We start from the raw sequence: 24,526 nt of genomic DNA, 5'->3' as shown, positions 1-24,526 counted from the left end.
CTTTCTGTGCGCAGATCCCAAGCGTAGGCGGTGATCGTTACCCAAGCCTTGTAGAGCGAGTGCATTTACAACAGCACGGCCATTGCGAGCAGTGTCAGTGGCTGCCGTTAACCTGTGAGCGATACCGTGCAGCAGTGCGGTTGGCATCACCGGGGAGGGGTCATGTCGAGCAGAAAGCTCTATCGTTGGCAGCGTGAGGCCTTTGACGCTTGGGTCACGCAGTGGCATCGCGGTGTGGTCGAAGCCATCACCGGCTCTGGCAAGACTCACCTGGGTGTGTTGGCCGTGCGACATGCATTGAGCGCCGGGTACAACGTGGTGGTGATGGTGCCCACCATCGAACTGCTCGATCAGTGGCATCGCACGTTGAGTCAAGAACTCACCGATGTGCCCATCGGCAGGCTCGGCGGCGGCAACCACGACGACCTCTACGAATACGATGTGCTCATTGGCACCGTGCACAGCATCGCACGCAGGTTTGGCGGCGATGGTCCCGATTTGCTCAGCAAACACCGCCAAGGCCTGCTGATTGCCGACGAGTGTCATCGCTACGCAGCCGCGCAGTTCTCGTCTGCGCTCAGCGAAAACTTCGACTGGAGGCTCGGGCTCACCGCCACATACGAGCGTGGCGACCAGCTCGACGAGAACGTCCTTGACCCGTTCTTCGGTGGCATCGTCTATCGGCTGTGGTACGACCGGGCTCTGGCCGATCGTGTCATCGCACCGTTCGACATCGCTTTGGTGGCAGTCGAACTCGATGCCGCCCGACGTGAGGCGTACGACAGGCTGAGCCAGCGCATCCATGATGCGAGACGAACACTTTACGGCTATCTGCCGCCGAAGATGCTCAACGCGGCTGGTGATCTGGCGGTGCCATTCGCGGTGTTTCTCCATCTCGTCACGGTGTGGGCAGGTGCTGCTGAACCCAGTGCTCGCCGCAGCGTTGCTCAATCGTTGTTGACCGCGATCGCCGGGCGTCGCGGCCTGCTCGCAGATGCACCGGCGAAGATCGATGCCCTCGACAGTCTTGGGCCGGCGGTACGAAGGGCGCATGGCACGCTCGTGTTTGCACAGACCAAGCAGGCCGCGCTTCTGGCCACGTCTCGTCTGCAGCGGCAAGGTGTTCGCGCAGCGGCAACATACAGCGGGTTGAGTCGAGACGAGCGCCAGCAGAGCCTCGCTGAATTCCGCAGTCGCACCGTTGAAGTGCTCGCCGCGCCCCGTGTGCTCGACGAAGGCATCGACGTGCCAGACGCCGACTTGGGTATCGTGCTCGCTGCGAACCAGAGTCGTCGTCAGATGGTGCAGCGGCTGGGCCGTGTGATTCGCCGCAAACAACCCCCGGGCCCAGGGCGGCTCGTCTACCTCTACGCGCGCAATACCGTCGAAGACCCCACTGTCAGCGGTGATAAACACTTGCGTGCGGTGCTCGATTACGCACGTCGGGTTGCGTTTTTTCCTTCTCCGGATGCCCCAGGCCTGTTGGACTTCCTTGCTGATTCGACCCCGGTGCCAGTTGAGGCCCCAGAGCTGGTGCCCGGAGTGGAATTCGTCGCACCTCCCGAGGAGCTCGATGCTTCTGGCGAGCCAGTGTCTCAGCTCAGCGGTGCGGTGCATGTGTGCGCTGATGCTTTTCACGATTATCTGCGAAAGATCGGCAGGTACAAACTGATCGATCAGACACAGGAGGTTGCGCTCGGCATGGCGCGTGATCAGGGCGACAACGCCGAGGCTCAGCTGCAGCAGAGTGCGTGGTCGACGCGTCGAGAACGTCGGTCGCTTGAACGCCAGGCCGTCGCTGGGCATCGAGCCCGAGAAGAGTTCACTGCGGCGAACCTTCGCCTGGTGGTCAGCATCGCGAAACGCTATTTCGGGCAGCGCGGCTCACTGCACATGCTCGACCTTGTGCAGGAAGGTTCGATTGGCTTGATGCGGGCTGTCGAGAAGTTCGAGCAAGATCGGGGCAACAAGTTCTCTACCTATGCCACCTGGTGGATCAGGCAGGGCATCACACGGGCACTGGCCGATCAGTCGCGTGTGATTCGCCTCCCAGTGCATGCCGTTGAGGCTCTCGGTCAGATCCGACAGCAGACCGCGATTGTGGTGCAGGGGTATGAGCGCAATGGCGTGACCCCTACGCGTTCAATGGTCAGTGAAGAAGTGATGCGCAGGTGCGAGATTTCTCAGCGGCAGCTGGAGTTGTTGATACGGAGCGACGAGCCGCCCGTGTCACTCAACGACTCGCGGTGGATCATCGATGGGGAGAAGGTTCGCTTAGGCACTGTGGCCGATACCATTGCCGACGATGGTGCGCCCGAAATTGACGAAGGCCTTATCGCCTGGGAGCGACATCAGCTTGTCGACGATCTGCTGAGCGAGTTGCCCGCGCGCGACGCCTTGATCCTGCGTGCGCGGTTTGGTCTGCTGACGGGGCAAGAAGAGACGCTTGACGCGGTGGGGGAGCGAGTCGGGGTCACTCGCGAGAGAGTCAGGCAGATCGTCAACAAGTCGCTGGATGTGTTGCGCACGTCGATTGATTCGGGTACCTCGATCTCTCACGTCCCGCTGCTCAAAAAGGGGCACGACAACCAGTTGGGTGCTGCCTCCGCTGAGGAGCGAAACGTTCTGGTGCGCCGAGTACGGATACCTGCCGCCAGCCCAACGTACGACTTCAGCGAGTGAAACGACCTAGCTCATCCTGGAGAGATCTGAACGGTGAAACGGTGTGCTGCGGCTGAGGGCACTCACTGCTGTGCACGGCCGACCGTCAGTTGGCGTTCTCGCTTGTTGCGGCATCTACATCAAGCAGCCGGACGATCAAGTCGATCATCAAGTCTTTTTCTGCCGGGTTACTTGCAGCGACTAACAAAGTGGTGGCGGCGAGGGCATTGTTCGTGAAGCGTGGTTGGCCCTGATCGCTGTTCAAAGCATTATTGTGTGCGAGGAAGGTGACGAACAGTGCAGCCGCCGTGCGCTTGTTGCCGTCGCTCAGCGGGTGGTCTTTGATCACGAAGTAGAGCAGGTGCGCTGCTTTTTGTTCGACAGTGGGGTAGAGGTCTTGCCCGCCGAAGCTCTGATAGACGCTGCCGATGAGCCCTTCCAAAGCACTGCCGCGCTCGTTGCCGAGTAGCTGGTCGCTCGGGAATTGCCGGCGCAGCTGTTGAATGACCTCTCGGGCTTCTTCGATGGTGAGCTGCCAGCTTGGCTCGGCGCCTGAAACGTCTTGGAATGTGCCTTCGTCGTAGTCGCGCAGTAACTGCAACCCGGGCAGATAAGCAGCTAGGACATCCGCAATGCCAGTGCCGATCTCATCGCCGGATCGGGCCAGCACCTGAATGACTTGCCCGAGCTGTTGCAGGCGCTGCTCATTTATTGCGTAGCCCTGTACCAGGTAGTCTTTGAGGCGCTGAGTGGCCCAGATGCGGAAGCGAGTGGCGACGGAGGATTTGACCCTGTAGCCGACGGAGATGATGACGTCGAGATTGTAATACGGAAGTTCACGGGTGACTTGTCTATTCCCCTCGGAACGAACCTGTCGGAATTTCCGACAGGTTGCCGATTCTTGAAGCTCGCCTTCTTGGTACACATGTTGAATGTGCTCAACGATGTTTGTACGCGAGCTGTCGAATAGTTCAGCAATCTGCTGCTGCGTCAGCCAGACGGTCTCGTCTTCGAGTCTGACTTCAACGTCAGGCGAGCCATCAGCACGCTGGTAGAAGACGATCTGACTGTGCGTTGGGGTGGCGGCTGGGGTGTTGGGGATCGAGGTCACGGGTGTTGCCTCCTGAGGTCTGGGCGGCGGATGCGGTTGATTACAGGCTACGGGTGACCACTGACAAAGGCTTTTGCTTCGTTACGTTCTTGACGTACTAGCCCAGTGCTCTCGGAGTTATCCTCGACAGGGCGACCGCGTCATCGCGATGAAACCGTCGCGCTCGGATGGCTCCGGTCCCTAGCAACAGCACGCCGCCATTCGCTCCGATCTGCTCGTGCACGCACCGACAAGCATCGATCTGGCAACTGCGGCGACCCTTCCGCTGGCCGGGCTCACCGCACAGCGGGCCCTGGCCTCGCTACTGCACCACGAGACTCGTGACATTGGCGTGCCGGTTGTTGCTCCACAGCAGAGCTTGGTCGAAATCCACGTGAGGTCTCGGGCACTACTGCCTGATGTGAGAATCAGGAGAGGCCTGTAGTACCGGTAGCAGCTCTCCTGGCAGAAACCATCCGTAGCGCAGCAATCAGGTAAGGGCCACGATGGCAGCCCGGCGGGCGCGGATCAGTCGCTAATGCGTCGATAGCACGAAGAATGCGTTGCGCGGTGCTGCGGTCGCCCCACGCCACGTGAACTGATCTCGACGGGCTCTCGCTGCGCAGCAGCGATGTATTCGCTCTGTTGTGCCCGAAACTCGGAAAGCGTGACAGAAATCATTTGATCAAGGAACAACTTGTACAAGATGTATATAAGGCTTGGGTAGGCGATGGGCTTGGAACGCTGACGCAACTCGTGATGCTGAGTCTGCCAGAGCGACATCATCGTATTGATGCTGGTCGTACCAGCTCCGTGTTGAAGATTCAGCCATGAGTCCTCAATCAGCCGATGCAGCTGCTTCAGAACACTGCCTGCTCTGCAGGAGCCACCGTCCCGAAGAAGCGCTGATCTGCGGTCGCGGCATCTCGCTTCGGCGCAGTTGCCCTTGGTCGGCTCAGGCGAGAGCGGCCAGCAGCGGGCCGAGACGCGTGCCCTCGGAGCTATCCACGACCTGGTTGCATTCCTTCTTTGGCAGGATGTTCCACTTCTGTTGGGTGCCGCACCGATGCTCCTCTTCGGGCTGGGTTCCGGGCTCCCGCTCGACTTCGTGGATGCTAAAGCTCTCTCCGCGGTTCCTGCTGATCGCGCCGGGCAACGGGCATGCGGACGCATATCAAACGGGTCTTGACGTCGCTGCCCTGTGCATGACTGCGGCTGTGTTCATTCTTGCGGTCACGTTCGTAGGGCGAACCATGGTGGCTCGGAATAGATGATAGAAATCGTCGGGCACTTGGGCATGTTCAGAAAGCGTAAAGACTACGCCCCACGTCGCAGTGTTGGTGACTAAGGGTCAACTGAACCTTCTGCAGCCCATTCTCAAGGCAACTCGCCTTGCCATTCCTTCACGATCCGGTCAATATGGCCAGGCAGATCCGCCAGCTTCCCAGCATCATTCCAAGTCGCAATGAAGTTGGGATCATCGCTCTTCGGAGGGTCATCAACGTCGCGTACGCGTACTGCCACAGGAACTCCAGTACTCACACCCGTAACGAGCGCGTGCTGCTGTGCAAGGCTAGGAAGTTGATCGAGTAGCGCACGAGAGCTGAGCGCCGTCGCGTGGCGCAGCAGTCCTTGATCTGCTTCGTGAGTGAGCCGGTGGGCGATAACGGTGCCACACTGGGCGACTACGGTCTCGCTGAGTTCGCTTGGACGCTGACTTGCGAGAAGCAGCGATAGTCCGAACTTGCGCCCCTCCTTTGCGATACGCTCGAAAACGGCAGCGGAACGGCTCAAGCCACCCGAAGAATCTCTTCCCGAGGGAACAAAACGATGGGCCTCCTCAAGCACCAGCAAGACAGGATGCTCTGCCCTCGGCTTACTCCGAACCGCGAAGTCAAACAGAATACGACCGAGAAGTGCAGTGACACTTTCGAGTATGTCGTTCGCTACGAGGCTCAGGTCGAAGATTGTCACTGAAGGTCCCGAACAGCGCGTCTCCGGCAATTCTTGGAAAAGGGATGCAGCTGGCCAATCGGAACCAGGGTCCCCTGAGGTCGGGTCAATTCCCATCAGGGCCTTCAAGTAACTGCCCAGAGGGTCAGAGTGCTTCTCAACCCGCGTAATGAAGTCATACCTGCCATCCGCGAGCAACCGGCTTAGACGCATCTGAAGCGTCGTGACGTAGCTAGCGATTCTATTATCCGATGCCTGTTCGAGCTGAATGCGAGTCGGGAGGAAGTAATCGCACAGTTCCTGCAGGGAGTAGTAAATCGGGGCGTCGAAATCGGGGGCAGCCTGTCCGCTTCCCATGCCGAGCGCGTTGAAGGCCAGCGAGATCTGGGCACGTACCGCGCCAATCATCTTAGCAAGCACGTCGCGCTGCTGAGGCGTGAGGGCCGTCCACTTCGCATTTGGTACGGCAGCCTTCCGTATCCCGTAGTCGAGACATTCCTTGATCTTTACCCACTGCTCGGCACAAGCTCCGCCGACTGTTACCTGCTCGTCTACGACACTCTGTAAGCCAGCAAGCTGCGCGAAGGTGGTCTCGGCGCCGCCCTTTGAATCGGTGAACGCTCCTTCGACCAGTGCGAGCGAGCTGGCAACGTTCTGAAGCCTGAGCATCTCCACATTTGTGGTCGCCCCAGCGACGCGCGCGTCCGCAATTGCACGCTGAAGGACGGGCGCCTGTACGCCTTCACTGGCACGTAGAAGGTTGAGGTGTTCCTCGTTATTCATGAACCAGTGAGGTAGAAACAGGCCGGAGTCGGTCCCTGGCTTGGGGCCTAGGACCAACGGCCTCGACTTCTTGCCACGTGAAGTTCCCGGCGCGAATGATTGTGCGTACTCACCGTTTATATCAAAGATGACGATATGCCCGTTTGGAATTTCGTGATCTAACAGTCCGTCAATGATTGCGGTAACAGTACATGACTTACCTGACCCGGTGGAGCCGACGACGGCGCAGTGATGGCCAAGGAGCAGATTTGCGTCAAGATGAACTGCCTGCTCGGTTGCGACGGCAGACGTCCCAATCCTAAGTGACGGCCCTCCCTGGGGGAGGAAGATGTCTTTCACTTCCTCAGGAGTTGCCGCCTGTACTGGAGCATGAAGCGGCGGGTATCCGGTGAGGCCAGACTTGAACACGTTGCCCTCGAACCTGCCAACGATGGTAGCTTCTAGTTCGTAGGCAGCGATGTCTTCTTCTGTAGCGAGCGGTTCTCTTCCCCTCCGTTCCTGAGAGCCGTTGATGTAGACGCCGGACACGATACCAACGACCCGATTCGCTCCCGCTGGGACAGTGATATAGGAATTGACTACACCGACAGTTTGGAGCCCATAAGGACCGACTTTCGTGAAGCCCTTTGACCCAACTCCGAGCGAGACTCGTAGTGTGGTACTGCGAACATCGACGACATGCCCGATTGCGCCTGTTTCGCTCATTGAAGATCATCTGCCTCAGCAGTTACGTCATCGCCTTGCGTCATTTGCTCTAGAGCTTCGATCAGCGCTGTGACCGCACTTGGCGCTTCCCCTTGGAGCGACGGTTCTGGCATAAGCTGAGCAAATTCCGTGAATTTTCCACAATTCCCGGTTAGTACTGCCACGCGGGAATCCTTGGCCCTAGCTAGCGCCGCGATGGCGGTCTGTTTCGGCGTGACGGCTAGTTCATCAAGCATCTTTTGCTGAGCGTCTGCGTTCAACTTGCCCCAGTCGCTGTCGTCTAGCACAGCAAACGGATCAGCAACAAGAATGTTGAGCGCAGAGTTTGTGGCGAGAGTGCGAAGTAGGATTCGATTGATATGGGCATCAGCGAAGCCGTACCCAGCGACAATGACGGCGGTGTCATCTTGTTGAACAGCATCACCGAGAAGGCGAAGGAGATCCGAGTAGGGGTATGCGAGAGTGTCCCCCTCCTTCGATGAAGTCGGATAGATCAATACCAAGTCATCGTCATTGGAAGAGGACGAGCTCTGCCTTACCTCCAGTGACTGAAGTCCTGTAAGCCGGTCGCGTGCCTTCGATGTACGCCAGTTGAGGCTGCCATGGACCTTGTGTAAGTAAAGCGCACCCTCTGCACGGGAAAGGACTGATTGCGTTGTGGTCTCAACTCGGTGAAAGTCTAGTCCGTAGAACGCGAAGTTGAGGCGCCGATCGACAGTCCCACTGAATCCGTCGATGTATGGGTAACCCAATTCATCAAGCGCGCGCTCGATTACCAAATCATAGTTCGTGGTGAAGACCTGCGGGCGGGGAAGGTTAGCCCCTCTGCTTCGAACCATCCGCGACAGGAACGCTCTATGTGCCAGCAGAGGATCGGCATCGTACGGAGCATCGAGCGGCTTGTCAGTGCTCGGCAATTGGCACGCGTGTGCCAGTGCATGATTGATACGCTGCCGAAGTCCGTCGATTTCATCTGTGTAGTACGACTTGACTTGCTCGCCCGACCCAAGCGCCACGCTGGGCTGCCTTGCCTGAGCGGCTAGAGACGCCGCGAGCTGAAGACCGTTCAGCAGTTTTTCCAGATCTCCGTCATCTTCCGGGTTGATGGTGGCAAGAAGTTCCTCGTCCTTTGCTGTTGGCGTATCCCCAGACTTTCGAATAAGTTCCAGAACTTGTTGGTTGGTTAAATTTCGAGTCTGTGGAGAGCCCAGATGGAACGAGGCTCCCGAGCCGAGAAGAACTACGAGGTTTTTCACTTGCAGGAGCGAGCTCAGGTGGTCTCGAACCGCTGTCGCCTCAGCTCCAGCGATGACTGACTTGACAACTCCACCTACGATGAAGAGCCCATTAGGCTCAGGTTCCGCCAACCCCGAATCGACAGTTGTGGTAGTCATTGAACCGCTTTCTTCTCGTTTATGTAGGTAACGCCGAAGGCACGGACTTGGCGGAATTCTTGGCGGCTGGTGCCAAGGTCGAACCATCCGCCGTCGGACTTCTGGAAGATGTCGAGGCCGCGGCCTAGGTTGATGCGCCAGCCCGTGTCGGTGCGTAGCCAGCGGTCGTGGCCGCCCAAGTCCTTTGCGATCTCAACTGTGAGTCCCTGTTGCGCCGCTTCCTGTCGAATCCGGCTGAGCATCTGCAGCTGCTTCTGCTGATAGTTGGGGTCGTCGTCAAGTGTCGTGTACAGCTTGAAGGTCACCTCGTCGGCTGGGTCCTTGGCCAAGGCGATTAAGGCAAGCAACTCGACAAGGTTACGGCCCTGATGGTTCAGCCGGATGTACGGGTCGTGCAGTTCGATCTCAGCGGCCCCACGTAAGTACGGAAGGAACAGAGCCTCATATGAGACACCGCGCTGGTTCTCCACAAAGTCCCGCTGCCCCTCGAAGAGCTTCTCCCCAACGGGACCAGCAACGGGCCCAGATCCTGGAGTCGACGACGGACGACGCGCACCAACGGACTGCGCCCCGACTACATCGTCACCAGTCGATGCCGCCCCAGGTTGTTGGCCCACGTGGTAGTAAGCCGGGTACTCATCCTCCTCCAGCGTCGTCACCGGGTGCCAGTTGCCAGCCCTGTCGATGTAGCCGAAGCTTACGGGGTCGAAGGTTGAGTCGATGCGCAGGATCTGGTCCTTGACGCGCTTGCGACCTTCGATCGCGAACCGCAGTAGCTCCTCGACCTCTTCCTGGGGGGCCTCGCCGGTCGGGTAGAGGATTTTCATGAGCCCGGAGAACGTCTTGTGGATGCCATCGCGATCTCGGGTAGAGATCTCCGATCCGAGAGTGAAGTACGCCTGATACTTGTCTGAGAAGTCGCTGTTGCGCATGGAGCGCAGGACTTCGGCGATGTAGTCGACAACGAACCCGTACCCGGTGGAGAACATCTCGCCGCGGATCGTCTCCACCTCCCAGCCGGGGATGTAGCAGTGGAGCCGGTCTAGGTAGGCGGAGTCGTGGTACGACTCGGGCAGCTCGTCGAACAGGTCGGAGTGTTTGAGCATGTACGGCACCGTGTGCGAAGTGTTGCCCACGAACACCATTGAGGCCTCCGCGCCCATGGTCTGCACGCCACGGGAGAAGGACTTGTTCGCCATGTAGTTCTTCATGATGTCGACAAGTGCCTTGTCAGTCCGCTTCTTCTTGCCCGCGAATTCATCGAAAGCGACAACGTCCCAATAGCCGACTAGGCCGATCTTGCCGTTGGAGTTGTTGACGAACAGCTTCGGCACCGTGACCTCACCACCCGAGATCAGTATCCCGTGCGGAGAGAACTCGGAGAAGATGTGCGACTTGCCGGTGCCCTTCGGACCCAGTTCGACCAAGTTGTAGTTGCGTTCCACGAACGGGATCAGTCGCACCAACTGGAGGAGTTTGGCCCGCCGTCCGAACAGGTCAGGGTTGAAGCCGATGGACTGGATGAGCAGGTCCACCCACTCCTCACTAGTGAATTCTTGTCGGGAGGCAAGGTAGCCGTCGAAGTCGAAGCTCGACATCTGGATCGCCTTGAGCGATCCCAGAATCCACGGTACGATCCGGGAATCATCGACGTGGGAGTACTCGATGTCGCAAATACACCATACCCCACCCACGAGGAGCTTCTCGTTGGCCTTGACAGTTCCGGGGTCGATGATAACGCCGCGGATGCCGAGGTTCTCAAATGACGCCTCGTAGACGTCGGCCTTTTCATTGAGAACGACGCTGGCTCGGTCGATGATCCGGTGGCGTCCTTTCTCTTTAATGATCGACTTGACCAGCTCGGACTCGTTGCGATGCACATAGTGATCCGCGAGAATCTTGCGCACCGCATCGATCCCGGCCACGATGGTTGCCTCATCGTCGGAAGCTGCATACTGGCCCAGCAGGTATTCCAGCACGTAAGACGGAACAATCGCGTTGCCCTTGACTGTCTTCACCAGGTCCTTGCGTACGACCACGCCAGGGAAGTACCGGTTGATCTTCCGGTCCAGGTCACTTTGCTCGGGCGCACCTGAAGTACGCACAGCATCCGACTGCTCGGTCGGGTCTAGGTTCGAGACGTCCGGTTCCATGTATCACACTCTCCTAGAAGTCGAAGTCCGTTGTGAATGAGCGGCGCAGCGTATACGGAACGCGCTGATACACCCGCCATTGGCTGGTGTTCAGAATCTGTTCTTCCAAGCGGAGTTCAACCGCTCGGTTGTTGAAGGCGTCTGCATCTTGGCTCAGGAGCATCCGCGCACTTTGGTATCGATCTCGTGCATCACCCGAAGTCTGATCGAACGTCAGCTCCACTTGATTCGATATCAGTGTCTCGCCGACATACAGTCCAGCGCGTAAGGCTCTGGGTTGGACCTTCTCACTGACAGGTTCGGTCTGGTAGAGCTTGATCACCAGCTGGCCTGTCGTGATCTTGTCCGTCTCGGGTTGGGCCTCGACGTTGACCTGGCGGGTATCGCTCTTGCGCTTCTTGTTGATCGCAAGCACCGGCACCACGATCTCCTGCAACGATGCACCGCCATGCACATACCGTGATCCCGCTCCAGGGAGACGAAGCCGGTGGATCGACTTCGGGATTTGCACCTGAAGGTCACTGTCCAAGCCGACCTGCTCCGGTTCAAACAACTTGAAGGCAGGTTCGTCTTTCAACCCTCGACCCAGGACATAGCGACGGTTGACCGTCACTAGATCATCGCCCTGAGGCTTCGTCGACAGGTACCCTGCGTCAGCGAGAGGACTGTCTTGATAGAGGAAGCCGTGATCAGCGGTGACGAAGATGTTCGTCGCGTTGGCACTGGCGAGCTTCTTCACCAACTTCACCAACGTGTCCAACGTCGTCTCGGCGGCTTCGAAAACCGACTGCTCAGTTGCCGCCTTGTCTCCTGCGGCATCAATCCCGTTGTGATAGACGTAGAACACATGGTGCTCGGTGTAGAGCTGCTTCAGCTCACGGTTGCCCATGGCCAAGACTTCTTCGGCTTGGATCGCAAATCCATCCACAAGCTCAAGGATCTTGTTCCGGTTCGCTGTTCCATCTGAGCGCTGCCCGTCCACGAGAACGGGGTCGCCCTTTGGGGAGTGCGCGAGGGTTTTGTGGGGTAGTAGCGCCGCCATGCCGAGCTGCGTGTAGCTGGGTAAGACGCCGAGTACGGCATCCACTGTGGCATCGAAGCGGTCTTCCTGACGAACTCGGGTACCTAGTTCGTCGGCAACCTCGTAGCGCAAGGCATCAGAGATAATGACGACGGCCTTCTTGGTGCCCTTTCGTACCAGAGGCTCTACTCGATCGCGGTAGAACGTTAGCTGCGACCGCAAGACGTTGGACCGCCAAGCGGTAGCTGCGTCCACTTGGTGTTGCCATGCGATTCCGAGGGGGAAGAGGAATTTGTTGACGTAGTAGTTTTCCACCTCGCTACGTAGGGTCTCAATCACTCCGTCGTAGTCGCTGGTCCGCGCTGCAAGTTGGAAGTGGCGATAGAGCTGATCGACCCGGAACCACTCTCGCTGGTACTTCAGCAAGCCCGCGTCGAATGATGCCACGTCAAACGATGCTGTTGCCAGAATTGAGAGGAGTTCGGAAGCAGAACCGATTGCTGTGTAGAGATACCGGTAGTCATCCACCCAGATGCTCGACTGGCGGCTGCGGATCGTGTCGCCTACCTCGCGGGCGCTGATCGTCCGGGCCGAGACCTGACGGGCTAGGGCGCTGACGATCTTCTGCTCGACCTCTTCAAACAGGTCGTTTCCGGCAAGGGCTGCAACGTCGGCGTCTTCGATCTTGCGTGCATAGTCAAGATCTTTGGCGGCGCGCGAGGCCAAGACCATGAGCGCTTTGGAACTGCGGCGGTCGTTGCGCAGGCTGGCGAAGTCGAGCTGGATATTACGTAACGCCCCCGGCTGGTCACTCTTGAATCCATTCATGGCCTGTCGGAACATCCACAGTATGAAGTCGTCGACGCTTGGCTGGGTTGCCTTGTACCCGTAGATCCTGGCAACCCCGGCCCAGTGGAAGTCAAGCAGGTCGTATTCGTGAAGTGATTCATACTTCTGGCTCGAACCGCTGGCGTTCTCGGCCAACAGGGTACGTGTCAGCTCCAGCATGCTGTGCTCAGTTTGGCCCAACAGAACCGCACACATCTTCGCCTGGACCAGATCCACCGAATCATCCGTGTGAAGGAGTGCCCTGAGCGCTTCAGCTCGCTTCGAGGACCGGAAGAAGGCCTCGTGCGCATTGAGTACCCCCTCCACGCTCTCACTGCTCAGACCGAGATCATGGCGCAGCAGAGCCGTGCGGTCAGCGGTGAACACCCCGTAGGCCAGCTCCAGATCGAGCAGCCAATTCCCGATTCCGACAGGCACGCTACCCTGCCGGTAGATGAGGAACTTGGCTCCTGGTTCTTCCTCAAGAATCCTGTATTTGAGCGCGTACTCATCGTTGGCGACCGAAAGAACTGTAACATCAGCGATGTCAATATCGGACAGCTCGTCGGCGTAACTGCTATCGGGGTCATGCCAGAACACCAAGCGTTGGCGAGCGAATTCCTCTTCGAGGTGCGGAATCACGGAAGCTAGGGAATTCACTTGGTGGTCTCCTTCTCAGCAAGGATCTCGCGCCCAGCATCGGTAATGCGGTATCGCTGGTTTTGACTGTTCGGTTTCTCAGGGATGGTGCGAGCCAAGTAGCCGCCTTCGAGCAGGGGGAGAAGATGGCGCTTGTAGTTGCCGTAAGCATCGGACCGGTCGATGCCCGTGAGCAGTTCGGCACGGGAACGAGGACCCTCCGATGCCAAGGTCAGCAAGGCTAAAGCTTGCTCACTCATGTTACTGCCTTGCTCACTCGACTTGCTCACACCTTGCTCACTCGGAGCGTTACCCTGATACTCACTAGTGGCGGAGGGACTCTCCGGGGCATGAGAGGGCACATAGACGGTGAAGCGCAGCCGATCCATCACCTCTTCAACCCGCGGCTCGGGTAACCCAGCTTCTGCGAGTTGCTCGAAGACACGCTGGACGCCCGTGCCCCACTGCTCCATGACCCCAGCCTCACGGAAGATCCGTGCCAGAGATGGGTTGCGCAATCGAGACGCGCGGCGCATGGACTCAACCGTCATCCCTGGCAGCAGCAGGCCCGGGCTGTCGACCTGGACGCGGTCGTCGTAGAACCCGACACGTATCGGGGTGCTGCGCTCGGCATAGTTCGCGTGAACGAGGGCATTGACGACAACCTCGCGGATTGCCTCCACCGGGATCGAGTAAATGTCGCGGCGTTTGACTTCGCTGAACACAGCCGTCTTGTATGCGTGCTTGAGCAAGAACTCCATCACCTTGTCGACGGCACGTGGCATCGGCCCGTGGATCTCCCTCTGGTCGAAGATGTCTGTGCCATGCGGTCCGCGCAGCCTGGCGCACTGCACCCGTGCAGACGGGAGGAATCGTGTCGGGTCGTTACACGCGGCTAGGATTCCCGCGTTGGTCGGCACTGTCTCGCCACCCTGCTTGACCGCGAGACCCAAAGCTATGAGATCTTCAACCCCGGTTTGTCTTCCGCAAAGATCCGACAGACCCTCTAGGTCCAGGTCGCCCAACGCCGCCCGTGACTCGGGCAAGTCTTCAAACGCGACACCTCGCGCGTTCCACTCAAGTTCCGCAACCAATGCCGGATCGGCCTGTCGGGTCGAGGAACCCAACCGAACGTAGACCCCGGATTCGGGACCCTGATCCTTCATGAAGTGAGGGCGCCGCGTACTCAGGGGCACATCCACGACCAGAACAGTAGTCTCGCCCAAAGTCACTATGTCAATACCAGGGACCAGCTGCGGCGAGATCCAATCCGTGATCAAGCTGGTGATGCGCTCATCCTCGGCGAGAGGGTCCTTGACGCCGGAGACACTACCGTCGTCGTTGACCCCGATGACGAGGCTCCCGCCCGCCGAGTTTGCAAACGCTACAACCGTGCGAAGAGGCTTCGTCGGCGACGACAGGTCACGTTTGAACTCAAGGAGTTTGCCCTCGACTTCCATGACCTGGCCGGTCGAATCCAGAGTCAGCACATCATCCATCAGACATCACCTACAGCCCTTGGATCTTCTTCAGCGCACTCCCGAATTTCGGATAGTTCGACTTCACACCGTCGTCCAGATCGATTGCAATCTGTTCAGACGCCAGCGGGTACATGACTTCGTGCTCGTACTCGCTCAGCTCAACCAAGATCTTCCGTAGCCGCTCCGCTTCCTTGACCGCCGCTGCCTGCTGCCGCGGAGCACTGTCACCCTTTGCTTCGCGGTCAAGGTTCTGCAGGCTTGCCTCCAGCTTGGCTTCATACTCGCGCAAGTAGTCATTCAGAACGGTGGAGACCGTCGAGGGGGTATAACGGTGCATGTAGATGAGCGCGTTGAACGAACCTTTGGGGCTGGAGAACATCCAGTAGATGGGGCGCTTCTTGTACCTCTTGACATGGTCTTCGTAGAACTTAGACTTACCTCCCCTCGTAATGAAGTAATCGCGGAGGGTCTGCATTCCCAAGGACTCCTCGACGAACCGCAGATTCTGTTCAAAGTGTTCCTCCCCGAATGCGACGCGCAAGAACTGGCGGAGTTTGGCGACGATATCATCCTCAAACCAGTCGCCATCGACGATCGGCAGGACGTTATCTGCGTCGGGGACGAACGATGGTGAAGGCACCTTCGCAAAATAGTCGTGCAGCGTGCTTCCTTGATCCGCCAGGATGAGCCCCGGCGCTTCGAGGCTGTAGCGGCCGAACATGCACCCCACCGCGTACGAGACTAAGTCAGCGATGGCAGACTCCGTGAACAAGGTGTCGCGCTCCTCGGGAGTTTTATTCGGCCAGCGGAATGCTGAGTTGTTCGTCAGTGAAACGCGTTCGAGTGGCACGTAAGAGGGAACCTCATCCTCCAGACCATAGAGCTTGGCGACGGCCTCGTTGTTCTCAATTTCCAGTCGCTGCTGCTCCAATGAGCGCGCTTTCCACTCATCGCTATACTGCGCAACGAGCTGCTCAAGTGTCTTCACGCTTTGCCCCTCTGTTTGTATTGTCCCGCACCTGTGCCGCCTGTAATCGCACTGAGCGCAACAGGTGCGGAATGAGACGTCCGCCAATAAGGCTACCGCCCTAGTCCGACACTTGCGGCAGACGCCTCGAGTGCTGAGCGAGTCCGAGTGTGATCGGCGTGAAGATACGCCTGTGTGCTGAGTACCGTGGAATGGCCGAGCACGGCCTTGATTGTCGTCTCATCGATACCATTCGCAAGCATAAGAGTGGCTGCGGTGTGCCTAGCTTCGTAGAGCAATGGGCGACGGCTCCCCCCGTCCGAGAGTTTCACCTTCACTCCTGCATGGTCGACGATCTCGTACCACTGCGCACGATCGAACTCGGCGGAGCGTGGGGTCCCGTCGTCTCGAGCCCACACGAGATCGAAAGGAGACGACGGTGCACGCGTGCGCCACGCGGCCAATGCTTCAGCGAGCCACGACATCATCGGAACGACGCGGATTCCTGCGCGTGTCTTCGGTCGCACTAGGTGATATGCGCCCACAAGGCGCCGTGACTCGAACCCGCGCGGCACGCGGAAGCCGCTCTCCGGTCTCCTGCGTTCCATGTATGGGAGCGACTTGAGCTGCCACGCGAGCGTCAGCGTTGCAGCGTCGAAGTCGACCATTTCCCACGTGAGTCCGAGCGCCTCGGCTGGGCGCAATCCAGCTACGAGCGCCGCGACCCAGCGAGTTGCGTCAGGGCGCTGCCTAATGGTAGCGAATATACGCATCACGTCATCGATATGTAGCGCCTGCCGCGACGTTGGCCCGGTGCCCGGACCGCCTGTCTCCCGAGTGCGCTGGGAGACCTGGTACCCCTCTGCTACAGCGTCAGTAAGGATCTTCCTCAGTACCGCATGGGTTCGTTGCATCGTCGGGAGCGCAAGCCCGGCATTCTCCTGCACTGCCGCAACCATGCGGACGTCAGCAGGTGTCAGTGCATCGAGACTTATGTGTCCTAGCGTAGGAATGATCCAGCGCGCGACGGATGAGCGATCAGAGACAAACGTACCGGGCCGTACGACCCGCTGCCGTTGAACGAGCCACTGATCAGCCCACCGCTTCAGCGTGATACTAGCGAAGGACATAACAGCCCCGTCAGCCGCAATTCGGCGTTGTGCCGCGGATAGCCGAGCACGGACTTCCTTTTCTGTTTTAGCCTTGAGCGTGACCCGACGGCGTGTTCCTCGCTCAGTCCACCCGGTCTCGATAGCCGCTACCCATTGGCCACGAGCATTTTGATAGATGGATCCAGTTCCTTTTCTGCGTTGTTTATGTGCCATTTCTCTATCACACTCGATTCGGCATCAACTGTTTGGATAGCCGTTAGGGTAGCCATCTGAATTGCGCACCTCTGAACTGTGTGCAAACTGCTGAGGGCACTGTGATCCGCCGTTCTGCTCGAGGATAGACCTGTCCATTGCAGCCAGCTAAGGCTAGCCATTGGGGTAGCCATTGAGCTCTGAAAGAGCAAGTCGTACGGGCTCCGTTCCTCGCGTATTCCTGAAGGGCGGGCGCGTCGTTGGGCAACCTCCGTCGTAGGTCCCAACACAGTTCATGAAGGACGAGTACCCGGACAGCAAGTCGGATCTGTTCGCGGGGTTCATCGAGCGCTGCACGAACCTCGCGGGGCCGCAAGGAACTGTAGCCATGATCACGATGCAGTCCTGGATGTTCCTTAGCTCCTACGAGAAGCTCCGCGCCTCACTGCTCTCCAAGCAGCGGATTACTACAATGCTGCACCTTGGCGCTCGCGCCTTCGATTCGATCGGAGGCGAGGTCGTATCGTCGACCGCGTTCACCTTGGTAAATGTGTCGCCAGAAGCTCGCAGCACTGCCCGCAAGCGCGCTGGCGCCTTCATCCGTCTCGTCGACGGGGCCTCCGAAGCGGAGAAGAAGAATGCGTTGAGCACTGCCCTTGAGGTCCGGGCGAAGGAAGCGGGCTTCCACGTGGCGTCGGATGTTGACTTCACGGCGATCCCGGGCTCGCCGATCGTCTACTGGCTCAGTGAAAAGATGCGGGCCGCGTTCAGGGTAGGAAAGCCGCTCGGTGAAATCGTGGAGCTTTTGGTCGGACTCCGGACCGGTGACAACGGAAGGTTCATTCGGCAATGGTGGGAAGTGTCGCAGGATCGTACGATGTTCAACTGCGAGTCCTTGCAATGTGCGGAGACTAGCGGGCGACGTTGGTTCCCCTACAACAAGGGCGGCGCGTTCCGGAGGTGGTACGGCAACCACGAACACGTCATTAACTGGGAACAGGACGGCCGCGAAATCGAGGAAGGGCTCGCCGAGCGGTACCCATACATGGTGCCGCAAGGTAAGACATTGGTCCGGGGGCAAGGTCGCGGCCGGTACTTTTCACCGTCCGTGTCATGGTCGGACATCTCATCCGGAGAGGCCGCTTTCCGTCGCTACCCCCATGGCTTCATCCACGACTCGACGGGGCACTCCGGTTTTGGTGACCAGACGACACTTGACCAGATCACCCTGCTTCTCAACTCCAAGTTCGTGATGGAGGTAATGAAGGTCGTCGCGCCAACGCTTCACTTTCACGTCGGATACGTGGGTCTCGTTCCCGTTGCGGCGGGCGTCAGGGAACTGCCGACAGTGACAATAGACATGCTCGTGGCGACCGCGCGTGAAGACTGGAACGCCACGGAAACGTCCTGGAACTTTGTACAGAATCCGCTTGTCCCGCTAATGCTAATGGCGAGCGGCGATCTCGACTAACGGGCTGCGCTCGAAGCCCCACGATGTCTCGGAAGAGTCCCAGTCTGCGCCTGCAGTACGCATGAGGTCAGCAAGCCGCTCTTCTGGGAAGTCTCTGACCCCCGGAGCTACCGGCACCAGCCCGACATACCCTATGTCAAAGTGCATCGTCGGTGCGAGCACACGTAGGGCTTGGATTGCGTATGTCGAGTTCAGAAGAAGCGCGAGCCGGTCGAGCAACTCTTCTTCACCGAACCCTGAATGCCCCGTATTGGCATATATGAAGCCCGATGGGTAGCGACGGAAAGCGGCCTCTCCGGATGAGATGTCCGACCATGACACGGACGGTGAAAAGTATGTTCCGGGGTTGCGGATCACCGAGCGGGGTTTGAAGGCGACGATTTCGGCTCCGTCGTTCTCCCAGTTGACCACGTGCTCATGGTTCCCATACCACTTCCTGAACTCGCCGCCCTTATTGTAGGGGAACCAGCGTGCGCCGCTCGCCTTGGCCTCTTTACGTGATGTGCAACCAAACGCGGAGCGATCCCGGGAGACCTCCCACCACTGGCGGAGGAAGCGATTATTGTCGGCTGTTGCCAGACCCTGTCGAAGAGTCGCGACTTCGCTGAGCGGCTTCCCAGTCGAGAAGGCGGCCCGCAACTTTTCACTGAGCCAGTAGACGATCGGCGAGCCGGGGATCGCCTCGAAATCCACACTCGAGGCGAGATGGAAACCATCGTCGGGGGTGCGGGTTACGAGAGCGGCACGCAGATCTTGTTCCTTACTCTCCTGTCCCAGTGGCGTCAAGCGGATGAAGGGGGCACGTCGCTGGCGACCGCTAGCCATCGAGAGTACGAACGCTGCATTCGCACCGAAGATATCAGGGTGGTTTGAAACGTCGCGCATGTGAAGGAAGGAGTCGAACGAGTGGCAGTCGAGCAGGCGGGTCCGTAGTGCCTCGAATGACTTGATGGACATCCAAGTATCCCCAATGACGATGGCGAGCAACCCCCTGCGGTCAGCCAGTCCGATCCCGCGCATGACGAATGCCCCGTAGAGGTCCTGCTTGGTCTCTGAGTACTCGTCCTTCATGAACTGTGAAAGCAGGGAGTTCATTTGCTTACTGCCCATGTACGGCGGATTGGCGACCGCGACAGCGTACTGTCTTGCTAATAGCTGGGCCTGATGAATTACCCGCATTGCGCGGGCGACGGTGTCGCTCCGCAGCAAATCATCGACGTCGTTGAGAGCTTTGAGATGCTCGGCGAGCTGAGCTGTCTGAGCAGCATCTGGGCGGATGAGCGAGCCGAACGTGTCAGCGTGCTCGAACTGGTTCCAGAACTTTGCCTCCACTTCTCGGTCCCTACCCGCGGGGATCAGGAAATCAAGCTCGTCGGAACGGAAAACGATGGGCTCAATCACACAGATGCTTGGCTTGTTCTGTTCGAGTTCGTTCGACGAACGGGTAAAGAAGGACCGTTGCCGGGCGCGAGCCTTCATGGTGAGAGCAAAGGCTGCCAACGCCCCTGCACGATGGTCGATCTCAGTGCCGTGGAGGTTGTGGGTCAGGATGAGTGTGGGTATCTCGGAGGGACTGTAGCCCTCCTCCTCATAGATGGCGTAGAGGAGGTCGAAGGCGTAGGTGAGCATGTGCCCAGAACCACAGGCCGGGTCGATGACGGTTAGCTCTTCGGGACCCGCTAGCTTGAGGAAGTCAGTTTCTTCATCAGCGGGAGCGATGTAGTAGTCCATCCGATCGACTAGGCGGGACTCTGGATGGTTGAGCATCCACAGGCGTCCGACGGAGTTCTCAACGAGGTAGCGGACGATCCAGTGCGGGGTGAACAGCTGTGTAGCCGCGGGAATCTCTGCGGCACCAGCCTTCTTGTTTTTCTTGAATCCGGCGAAGACCTCGTCCTTCCGGTCGGATATGTAGAACTGATAGAGCCAACCGATGACCTCGACGTCCTCGCAGACCGCCGATGTCATTGTGGTTACGGCACGTGCCAAGATGGACTCGTCTGCCAGCAGGTTGGAGGGGATCAGGAGTTCGGTGTAGTCACCTTCGCGTTTGAACATGAACGGCATCGACTTATTCCAATAGCGGCTGTACTCCGCAAGCAGAAGGGTGTATGCCTCGCCTTGGGGATCGGTACTGGATCGGGTACCATCAAGCAGCCCCGTCACATCCTTGGCGATCTTGGGATTGACTACGTCAGGATCAAACGTGCCTCGCTTGGCGTCGGCAAGAACTTCTGGCTGGCCAACGATCTGGTCCGCAGGTGGCGAGACAACTCCTGCGTTGGTGTAGCCGTTCGCGTCCATGAATCGCAGTGCGATGATCCGGTTGAACCACGTGTACGCGACCTTATCGGCGACAGCATCCTTGCCCTTTGCATCTCCGCCCGCCGTTGCAATGTCGGTTTCAAGGGCTCGGATGGCACGCGGGTTCTCCGTGCGTTCGGGCGAAGCTGGAGCCAGGACGGCGGCTATACGGGCGCTGACCTGGGTGATGAGTTCGGTGCGAGCCCAGGTGGCGAAGCTTTTCAGCGGTGCGGGTTCCATAGGTAGGTCTTCTTTCAGAGCGCGATGCGCTTGCCGTCGGTGATGGTGTCGAGGAGCACGCCGCGCAGAGCATCGAGGTATCGGTCCACGTCCTCCTCGGTCTCCAGGAGCCCTGTCACTCCTGTAGTGCGGATCCTCTTGATGGAAACTGTCTGCTTGACGGGCGGAACCGGCGATACTTCCTGTTCCGCCTGGTTTGGCATCTCCATTACTCGGGACTGAGATCTGGCCGCAGCCAGCTGGTCCAGAATTCGTGGGTAGATCGTGTCCTCGAAGGTGTTGGCGATCTCGTTGACCACCGCGATCTGCTGCTCAGAATTCGTCCTAGCGAGGAGATCTGAGATGAGGCTATCGACCGAGCGTCGAGCGTCCTCTGTGGCGTCCAGGTAAATGGTGCTATTGTGCAAACCATCCTGCCGGGAGGAGATCGCGTGGCGTGCATGTGCCCGGTTCGCGGCAAGTGCTTCACCGATCTTCGATTTCAGCTCGATAGTGGCTGCCTTGAGCTTGGTCATCTTGTTGCCGCGGAACGCCTGCGGGTCTGCCAGTGCATAGGTAACCTCGGCGCTTGAGTCTGGCGTGAGGTAGTTGAGGTTACTGGTGTTTTCCGCGAGCAAGGCAGCGGCGTCATCGTAGATAGAACGCTGCGCACCGTGGAGGAATGCGATGACCGGGTCGATGACGTCACACTTCACGTCGAGGAGTTTGTTGCCCTGCGAGAAGTCGGTGAGATACCATTCGTCCTTTTGACCAACAACCTGTTCCAGTAGAGAGATCGATTCGCTCAGCTGGCTGATGAACGGGTATTTTGAACCTGTCGTCAGCGCCTTCAACTCATCGAGTTTCGAGTGGAGCTTCTCTGCCCCGAAGTGAGCGAGTTCGAGCGGGTCCTTGGGAGCTGTGGGGTCGTCGAAGAAGTCAGTGACGAAGCTGCGGAACGCGTTCACCTTGCGGGGATCGAAATCCTTCTGCGGGACCACGATCGCATGAGAATGCTTCTGAGTGTTCCGCAGAACAGTGGCGACCTCGCTGCGTTTAATCGTGTTCGAGTCCACATTCAACGTCACCTTGGACGCGCCGATCAGCCATGCGATGACAACCTCGACGGAGGGCAGGTTCCAGCCATAGGGCTTGGCCTGGAAATGGTCGACGACCGTCTTGACCGTGACCTGCTCGCCAAGCCGGTCCCGTTGGAGCACGAACGACAGCACCTCTTCCCCCGGCGCGGATAGCTTTGACAAAGTGGGGTCGTCGATCATGCCGGAGTCAGGGCTCGCGAAGCCAGCAACCTGCTGCTCGGTATAGGTGCGCCCACCCAGCAAGTTCAGCTGTGTGTAGGTACGGGAGATCAATTCCTGAAATCCGTCGGTGACCCTGGTCTGAGCGTCCTGTGATGTAGCCGCTACGTCGGCTGCGTTGATGACCAGCGCGGCGCGGCCGACGGCGCGACGAACTCGCTCAACGAGTTCTTTCTCTCGCTCACTGTTTTGCGTCGCCTTGGTTTGGAGGATGCGCTGTTCGTTGGCCGATATGGAGCTGGTGAGCTTCCGCTTGGTGTACTTCTCGGTCTTGATGAGCAGACGCAGGTCGCTCATAACGCGTTCGTCGGGATCAAGGATGACGCGTAGTTCGTCCTTCCCAGCCGAGTGCATCCGGATTTCCTCAGGCCCGTAGGAATACTCGGGGGTGATGACATGCAGGGTCAGTTCGCCTTGCTTCCCGAAAGCCTGATCATCGAGTTTGTATCCAAAGGGGAAGTCCTGACCATTCTTGGCGTAACGGACCTTCGAGGTCTTGATGACGTCACCGGAGAGGATCTTGTTCAGGCGCGAGGAGACCTCGGAAGAGTCGATGTCGACGTTCTTAATCTCCGCCTCGATAACCTGTTCCTCATTGGTCAGGTACTCATACATGTTGCCGTTGCGCTGCACGTACGTCTGGGCTTCCAGCAACGTCAACGACGCCTGGACCTTCTTATTCAGTTCGGGCAGGTTCAGCCCGAACTGGTCATAGACCAACACGGTCAGGTTGCGGGCGGTCGCCTTGAAGTCATCCACGTACTTCACCAAGAACAACGCCTTGAGTAGACGAATCGCCAACTCATCATCCAGGTTGCGTTCGGCAACGTCGATGGCGCGTTGTGCTGCGGACATCAGCGAGGCTCGGATACCGGCGAACATCTGGTCGAAGGTGGCCAGACTTCCAACCTCGCGGGTCCCCAGATCCTTGGCAACCTGCTGGACCACTCCCAACATGGAGCGCTCCCCGACCGAGGAGTTGCGGCCCTCGAACACGTTGTGATCCGAGATGGACTCAATCGCGGCCTGGAAGAGCGGGAACTGGTAAGACACAAACGGGTAAGTGCCGACGAAGTGATCCTCGTCGGTGTAGTTGCGGTACGTCTTGGCACCGTCCACGAAATCGAACAGTGTCTTGAAGTTTGCATGCTCGCTCGCGTAGACGGCGTCGAGGAGTTCGGTGCCTTTGCTATTCTTCGTGAGTAGACGCTTGCGGATGACTTCTTCGACGTCAGCGCTGGTGAGCTTGACCCGAGTGGCGAAGCGGGCCTGGATCTTCGAGAAGTCGTTGCCCTGGGACTTCGTCCGATCACCTAGGACCTTGTCCATGTCCTCTTGGCTGGTGACGAACACCCACGCCCGGCCCCTGCACTTCGTGTTCAAGGACTCGGCGATGGTCTGCAGGTTCAACATGAGATGGGTATTGGAGCCGATGAACTGGCCGACCTCATCCACGAAAAAATTCAAGCGGAACCCTGGCTCCTGCCGGTCCAGCCAAATCTTAACCTCCTCCGCGAAGTCCTCGATCGAGACTTTGTACTCGTTTCGGTACTTAGTGAGGATGTTCGTCGGAGCCCCGTCGCTCTGCCCGGTAATCTCGGCGTAAGCCTTCGCCACATTACCTTCTTCCAAGACGCCCTCCTCACGGCCCTGGATCCAATCCCTCCCAGAGATGCGTGCGTAGGCGTCCTTGAACGCGTCGAGTTGGCCGCGGTTGTCCAGGTCGCGCTCGAACCGAGCGACGTGTCCCTGGTTTCCGTAGTAGCCGCGCGACTCGTCGAAGACCTTCACGAACACCTTCAACAGGGCATCCGTTTGGTCCTTCGAGATCAACGTGGCCTTCTGGTCAATGTTGAACAGCAAGCTCTTAGCGGGGATCCGCTGGGCCTTCGCCAATGAGGCCGTCAGGAAGGAGTCGTTCTCAGCCTTCGCCTGGAAACTCTGCGAGACGGCATCGCGGGAGTAGTCCTGGCCCTCGACGTCGCCCAGAAGGTGGGCCAGCATCTTCAACAGGTGGGACTTACCGGAACCAAAGAAGCCCGAGATCCACACGCCGTTCGCGTTCGTGTAGTTCGTGTAGGCCTCCAGCAATTGTTCCAGACCTTTGGCCGCTTCGTTGGTGAGCACATACTCATCGACCTCAGTGCCCAGGTGAGCGACATCATCCGCCTTAATGACGCCCTCGATGGGGCGCTGAACGTCTTTGGCGAAAATCTCGTTGAGTAGCATGGCGG

Annotated in this window: 13 protein-coding genes; 2 read left to right on the top strand and 11 right to left on the bottom strand. The window is 58.6% G+C overall.

The features are described from left to right. Window positions 1–162: 162 nt before the first annotated feature. Entirely contained in the window at window positions 163–2,682 is a 2,520-nt protein-coding gene (locus tag G557_RS13275) for a sigma-70 family RNA polymerase sigma factor (protein ID WP_051224468.1), read from the top strand. Between the two features lie 85 nt (window positions 2,683–2,767). Here the strand turns inward: G557_RS13275 and G557_RS11555 are convergent, their stop codons facing one another. The 9 genes from G557_RS11555 to G557_RS14430 all read right to left on the bottom strand — a co-directional run bounded on the left by G557_RS11555 (window position 2,768) and on the right by G557_RS14430 (window position 16,805). Further along, window positions 2,768–3,772, bottom strand: a complete 1,005-nt coding sequence (locus G557_RS11555) for a virulence RhuM family protein/type II toxin-antitoxin system death-on-curing family toxin (RefSeq protein WP_245542763.1) — start codon at window positions 3,770–3,772, stop codon at window positions 2,768–2,770. A 507-nt stretch (window positions 3,773–4,279) separates the two neighbouring features. Continuing rightward, the gene (locus G557_RS13670) at window positions 4,280–4,432 is read right to left on the bottom strand and encodes a type II toxin-antitoxin system prevent-host-death family antitoxin (RefSeq protein ID WP_156877079.1); all 153 of its coding nucleotides are present in this window, start codon (window positions 4,430–4,432) and stop codon (window positions 4,280–4,282) included. 696 nt (window positions 4,433–5,128) lie between these two features. Further along, entirely contained in the window at window positions 5,129–7,192 is a 2,064-nt protein-coding gene (locus G557_RS11545; RefSeq protein ID WP_028245017.1) for an ATP-binding protein, read from the bottom strand. After that, the gene (locus tag G557_RS13270) at window positions 7,189–8,586 is read right to left on the bottom strand and encodes an SIR2 family protein (RefSeq protein ID WP_028245016.1); all 1,398 of its coding nucleotides are present in this window, start codon (window positions 8,584–8,586) and stop codon (window positions 7,189–7,191) included. Before G557_RS13270 ends, G557_RS11545 begins: the two co-directional genes overlap by 4 nt. Continuing rightward, entirely contained in the window at window positions 8,583–10,739 is a 2,157-nt protein-coding gene (gene brxL, locus G557_RS0103845; RefSeq protein WP_084626983.1) for a BREX system Lon protease-like protein BrxL, read from the bottom strand. Before brxL ends, G557_RS13270 begins: the two co-directional genes overlap by 4 nt. 13 nt (window positions 10,740–10,752) lie before the next feature. Beyond that, window positions 10,753–13,230, bottom strand: coding sequence for a BREX-1 system phosphatase PglZ type A (gene pglZ / locus G557_RS0103840; protein ID WP_036961275.1), 2,478 nt, complete (start codon window positions 13,228–13,230; stop codon window positions 10,753–10,755). 14 nt (window positions 13,231–13,244) lie between these two features. Beyond that, window positions 13,245–14,726: an AlbA family DNA-binding domain-containing protein gene (locus G557_RS0103835; RefSeq protein ID WP_028245013.1), complete on the bottom strand. Its 1,482-nt coding sequence runs from the start codon at window positions 14,724–14,726 to the stop codon at window positions 13,245–13,247. Between the two features lie 10 nt (window positions 14,727–14,736). After that, window positions 14,737–15,696 carry a BREX-1 system adenine-specific DNA-methyltransferase PglX gene (locus G557_RS0103830; protein WP_051224466.1) on the bottom strand — a complete coding sequence of 320 codons (960 nt, stop codon included), beginning with the start codon at window positions 15,694–15,696 and terminating at the stop codon, window positions 14,737–14,739. Window positions 15,697–15,788: 92 nt separating this feature from the next. After that, window positions 15,789–16,805: a tyrosine-type recombinase/integrase gene (locus tag G557_RS14430; protein WP_425414034.1), complete on the bottom strand. Its 1,017-nt coding sequence runs from the start codon at window positions 16,803–16,805 to the stop codon at window positions 15,789–15,791. A gap of 469 nt (window positions 16,806–17,274) precedes the next feature. On the opposite strand from G557_RS14430, the gene G557_RS0103820 reads away from it, so the two are divergent. Beyond that, window positions 17,275–18,450 (top strand): Eco57I restriction-modification methylase domain-containing protein, encoded by a 1,176-nt coding sequence (locus tag G557_RS0103820; RefSeq protein ID WP_028245010.1) that lies wholly within the window; start codon window positions 17,275–17,277, stop codon window positions 18,448–18,450. Here G557_RS0103820 and pglX read toward each other — a convergent pair. Both pglX and brxC read right to left on the bottom strand, forming a co-directional pair. Next, the gene (gene pglX / locus G557_RS11535; RefSeq protein ID WP_156877065.1) at window positions 18,424–20,994 is read right to left on the bottom strand and encodes a BREX-1 system adenine-specific DNA-methyltransferase PglX; all 2,571 of its coding nucleotides are present in this window, start codon (window positions 20,992–20,994) and stop codon (window positions 18,424–18,426) included. The genes G557_RS0103820 and pglX overlap by 27 nt on opposite strands. A gap of 14 nt (window positions 20,995–21,008) precedes the next feature. Then, complete coding sequence (brxC, locus tag G557_RS0103810; protein ID WP_028245009.1) at window positions 21,009–24,521, bottom strand: BREX system P-loop protein BrxC; 3,513 nt, start codon at window positions 24,519–24,521, stop codon at window positions 21,009–21,011. Window positions 24,522–24,526: the final 5 nt, after the last annotated feature.

Origin of the sequence: Pseudoclavibacter soli DSM 23366 (genome assembly GCF_000423505.1) — a bacterium.
Lineage (GTDB): Bacteria > Actinomycetota > Actinomycetes > Actinomycetales > Microbacteriaceae > Pseudoclavibacter_A > Pseudoclavibacter_A soli.
The sequence above is the reverse complement of the archived record's forward strand: the minus strand, read 5'-3'. Positions and strand labels throughout refer to the sequence as shown.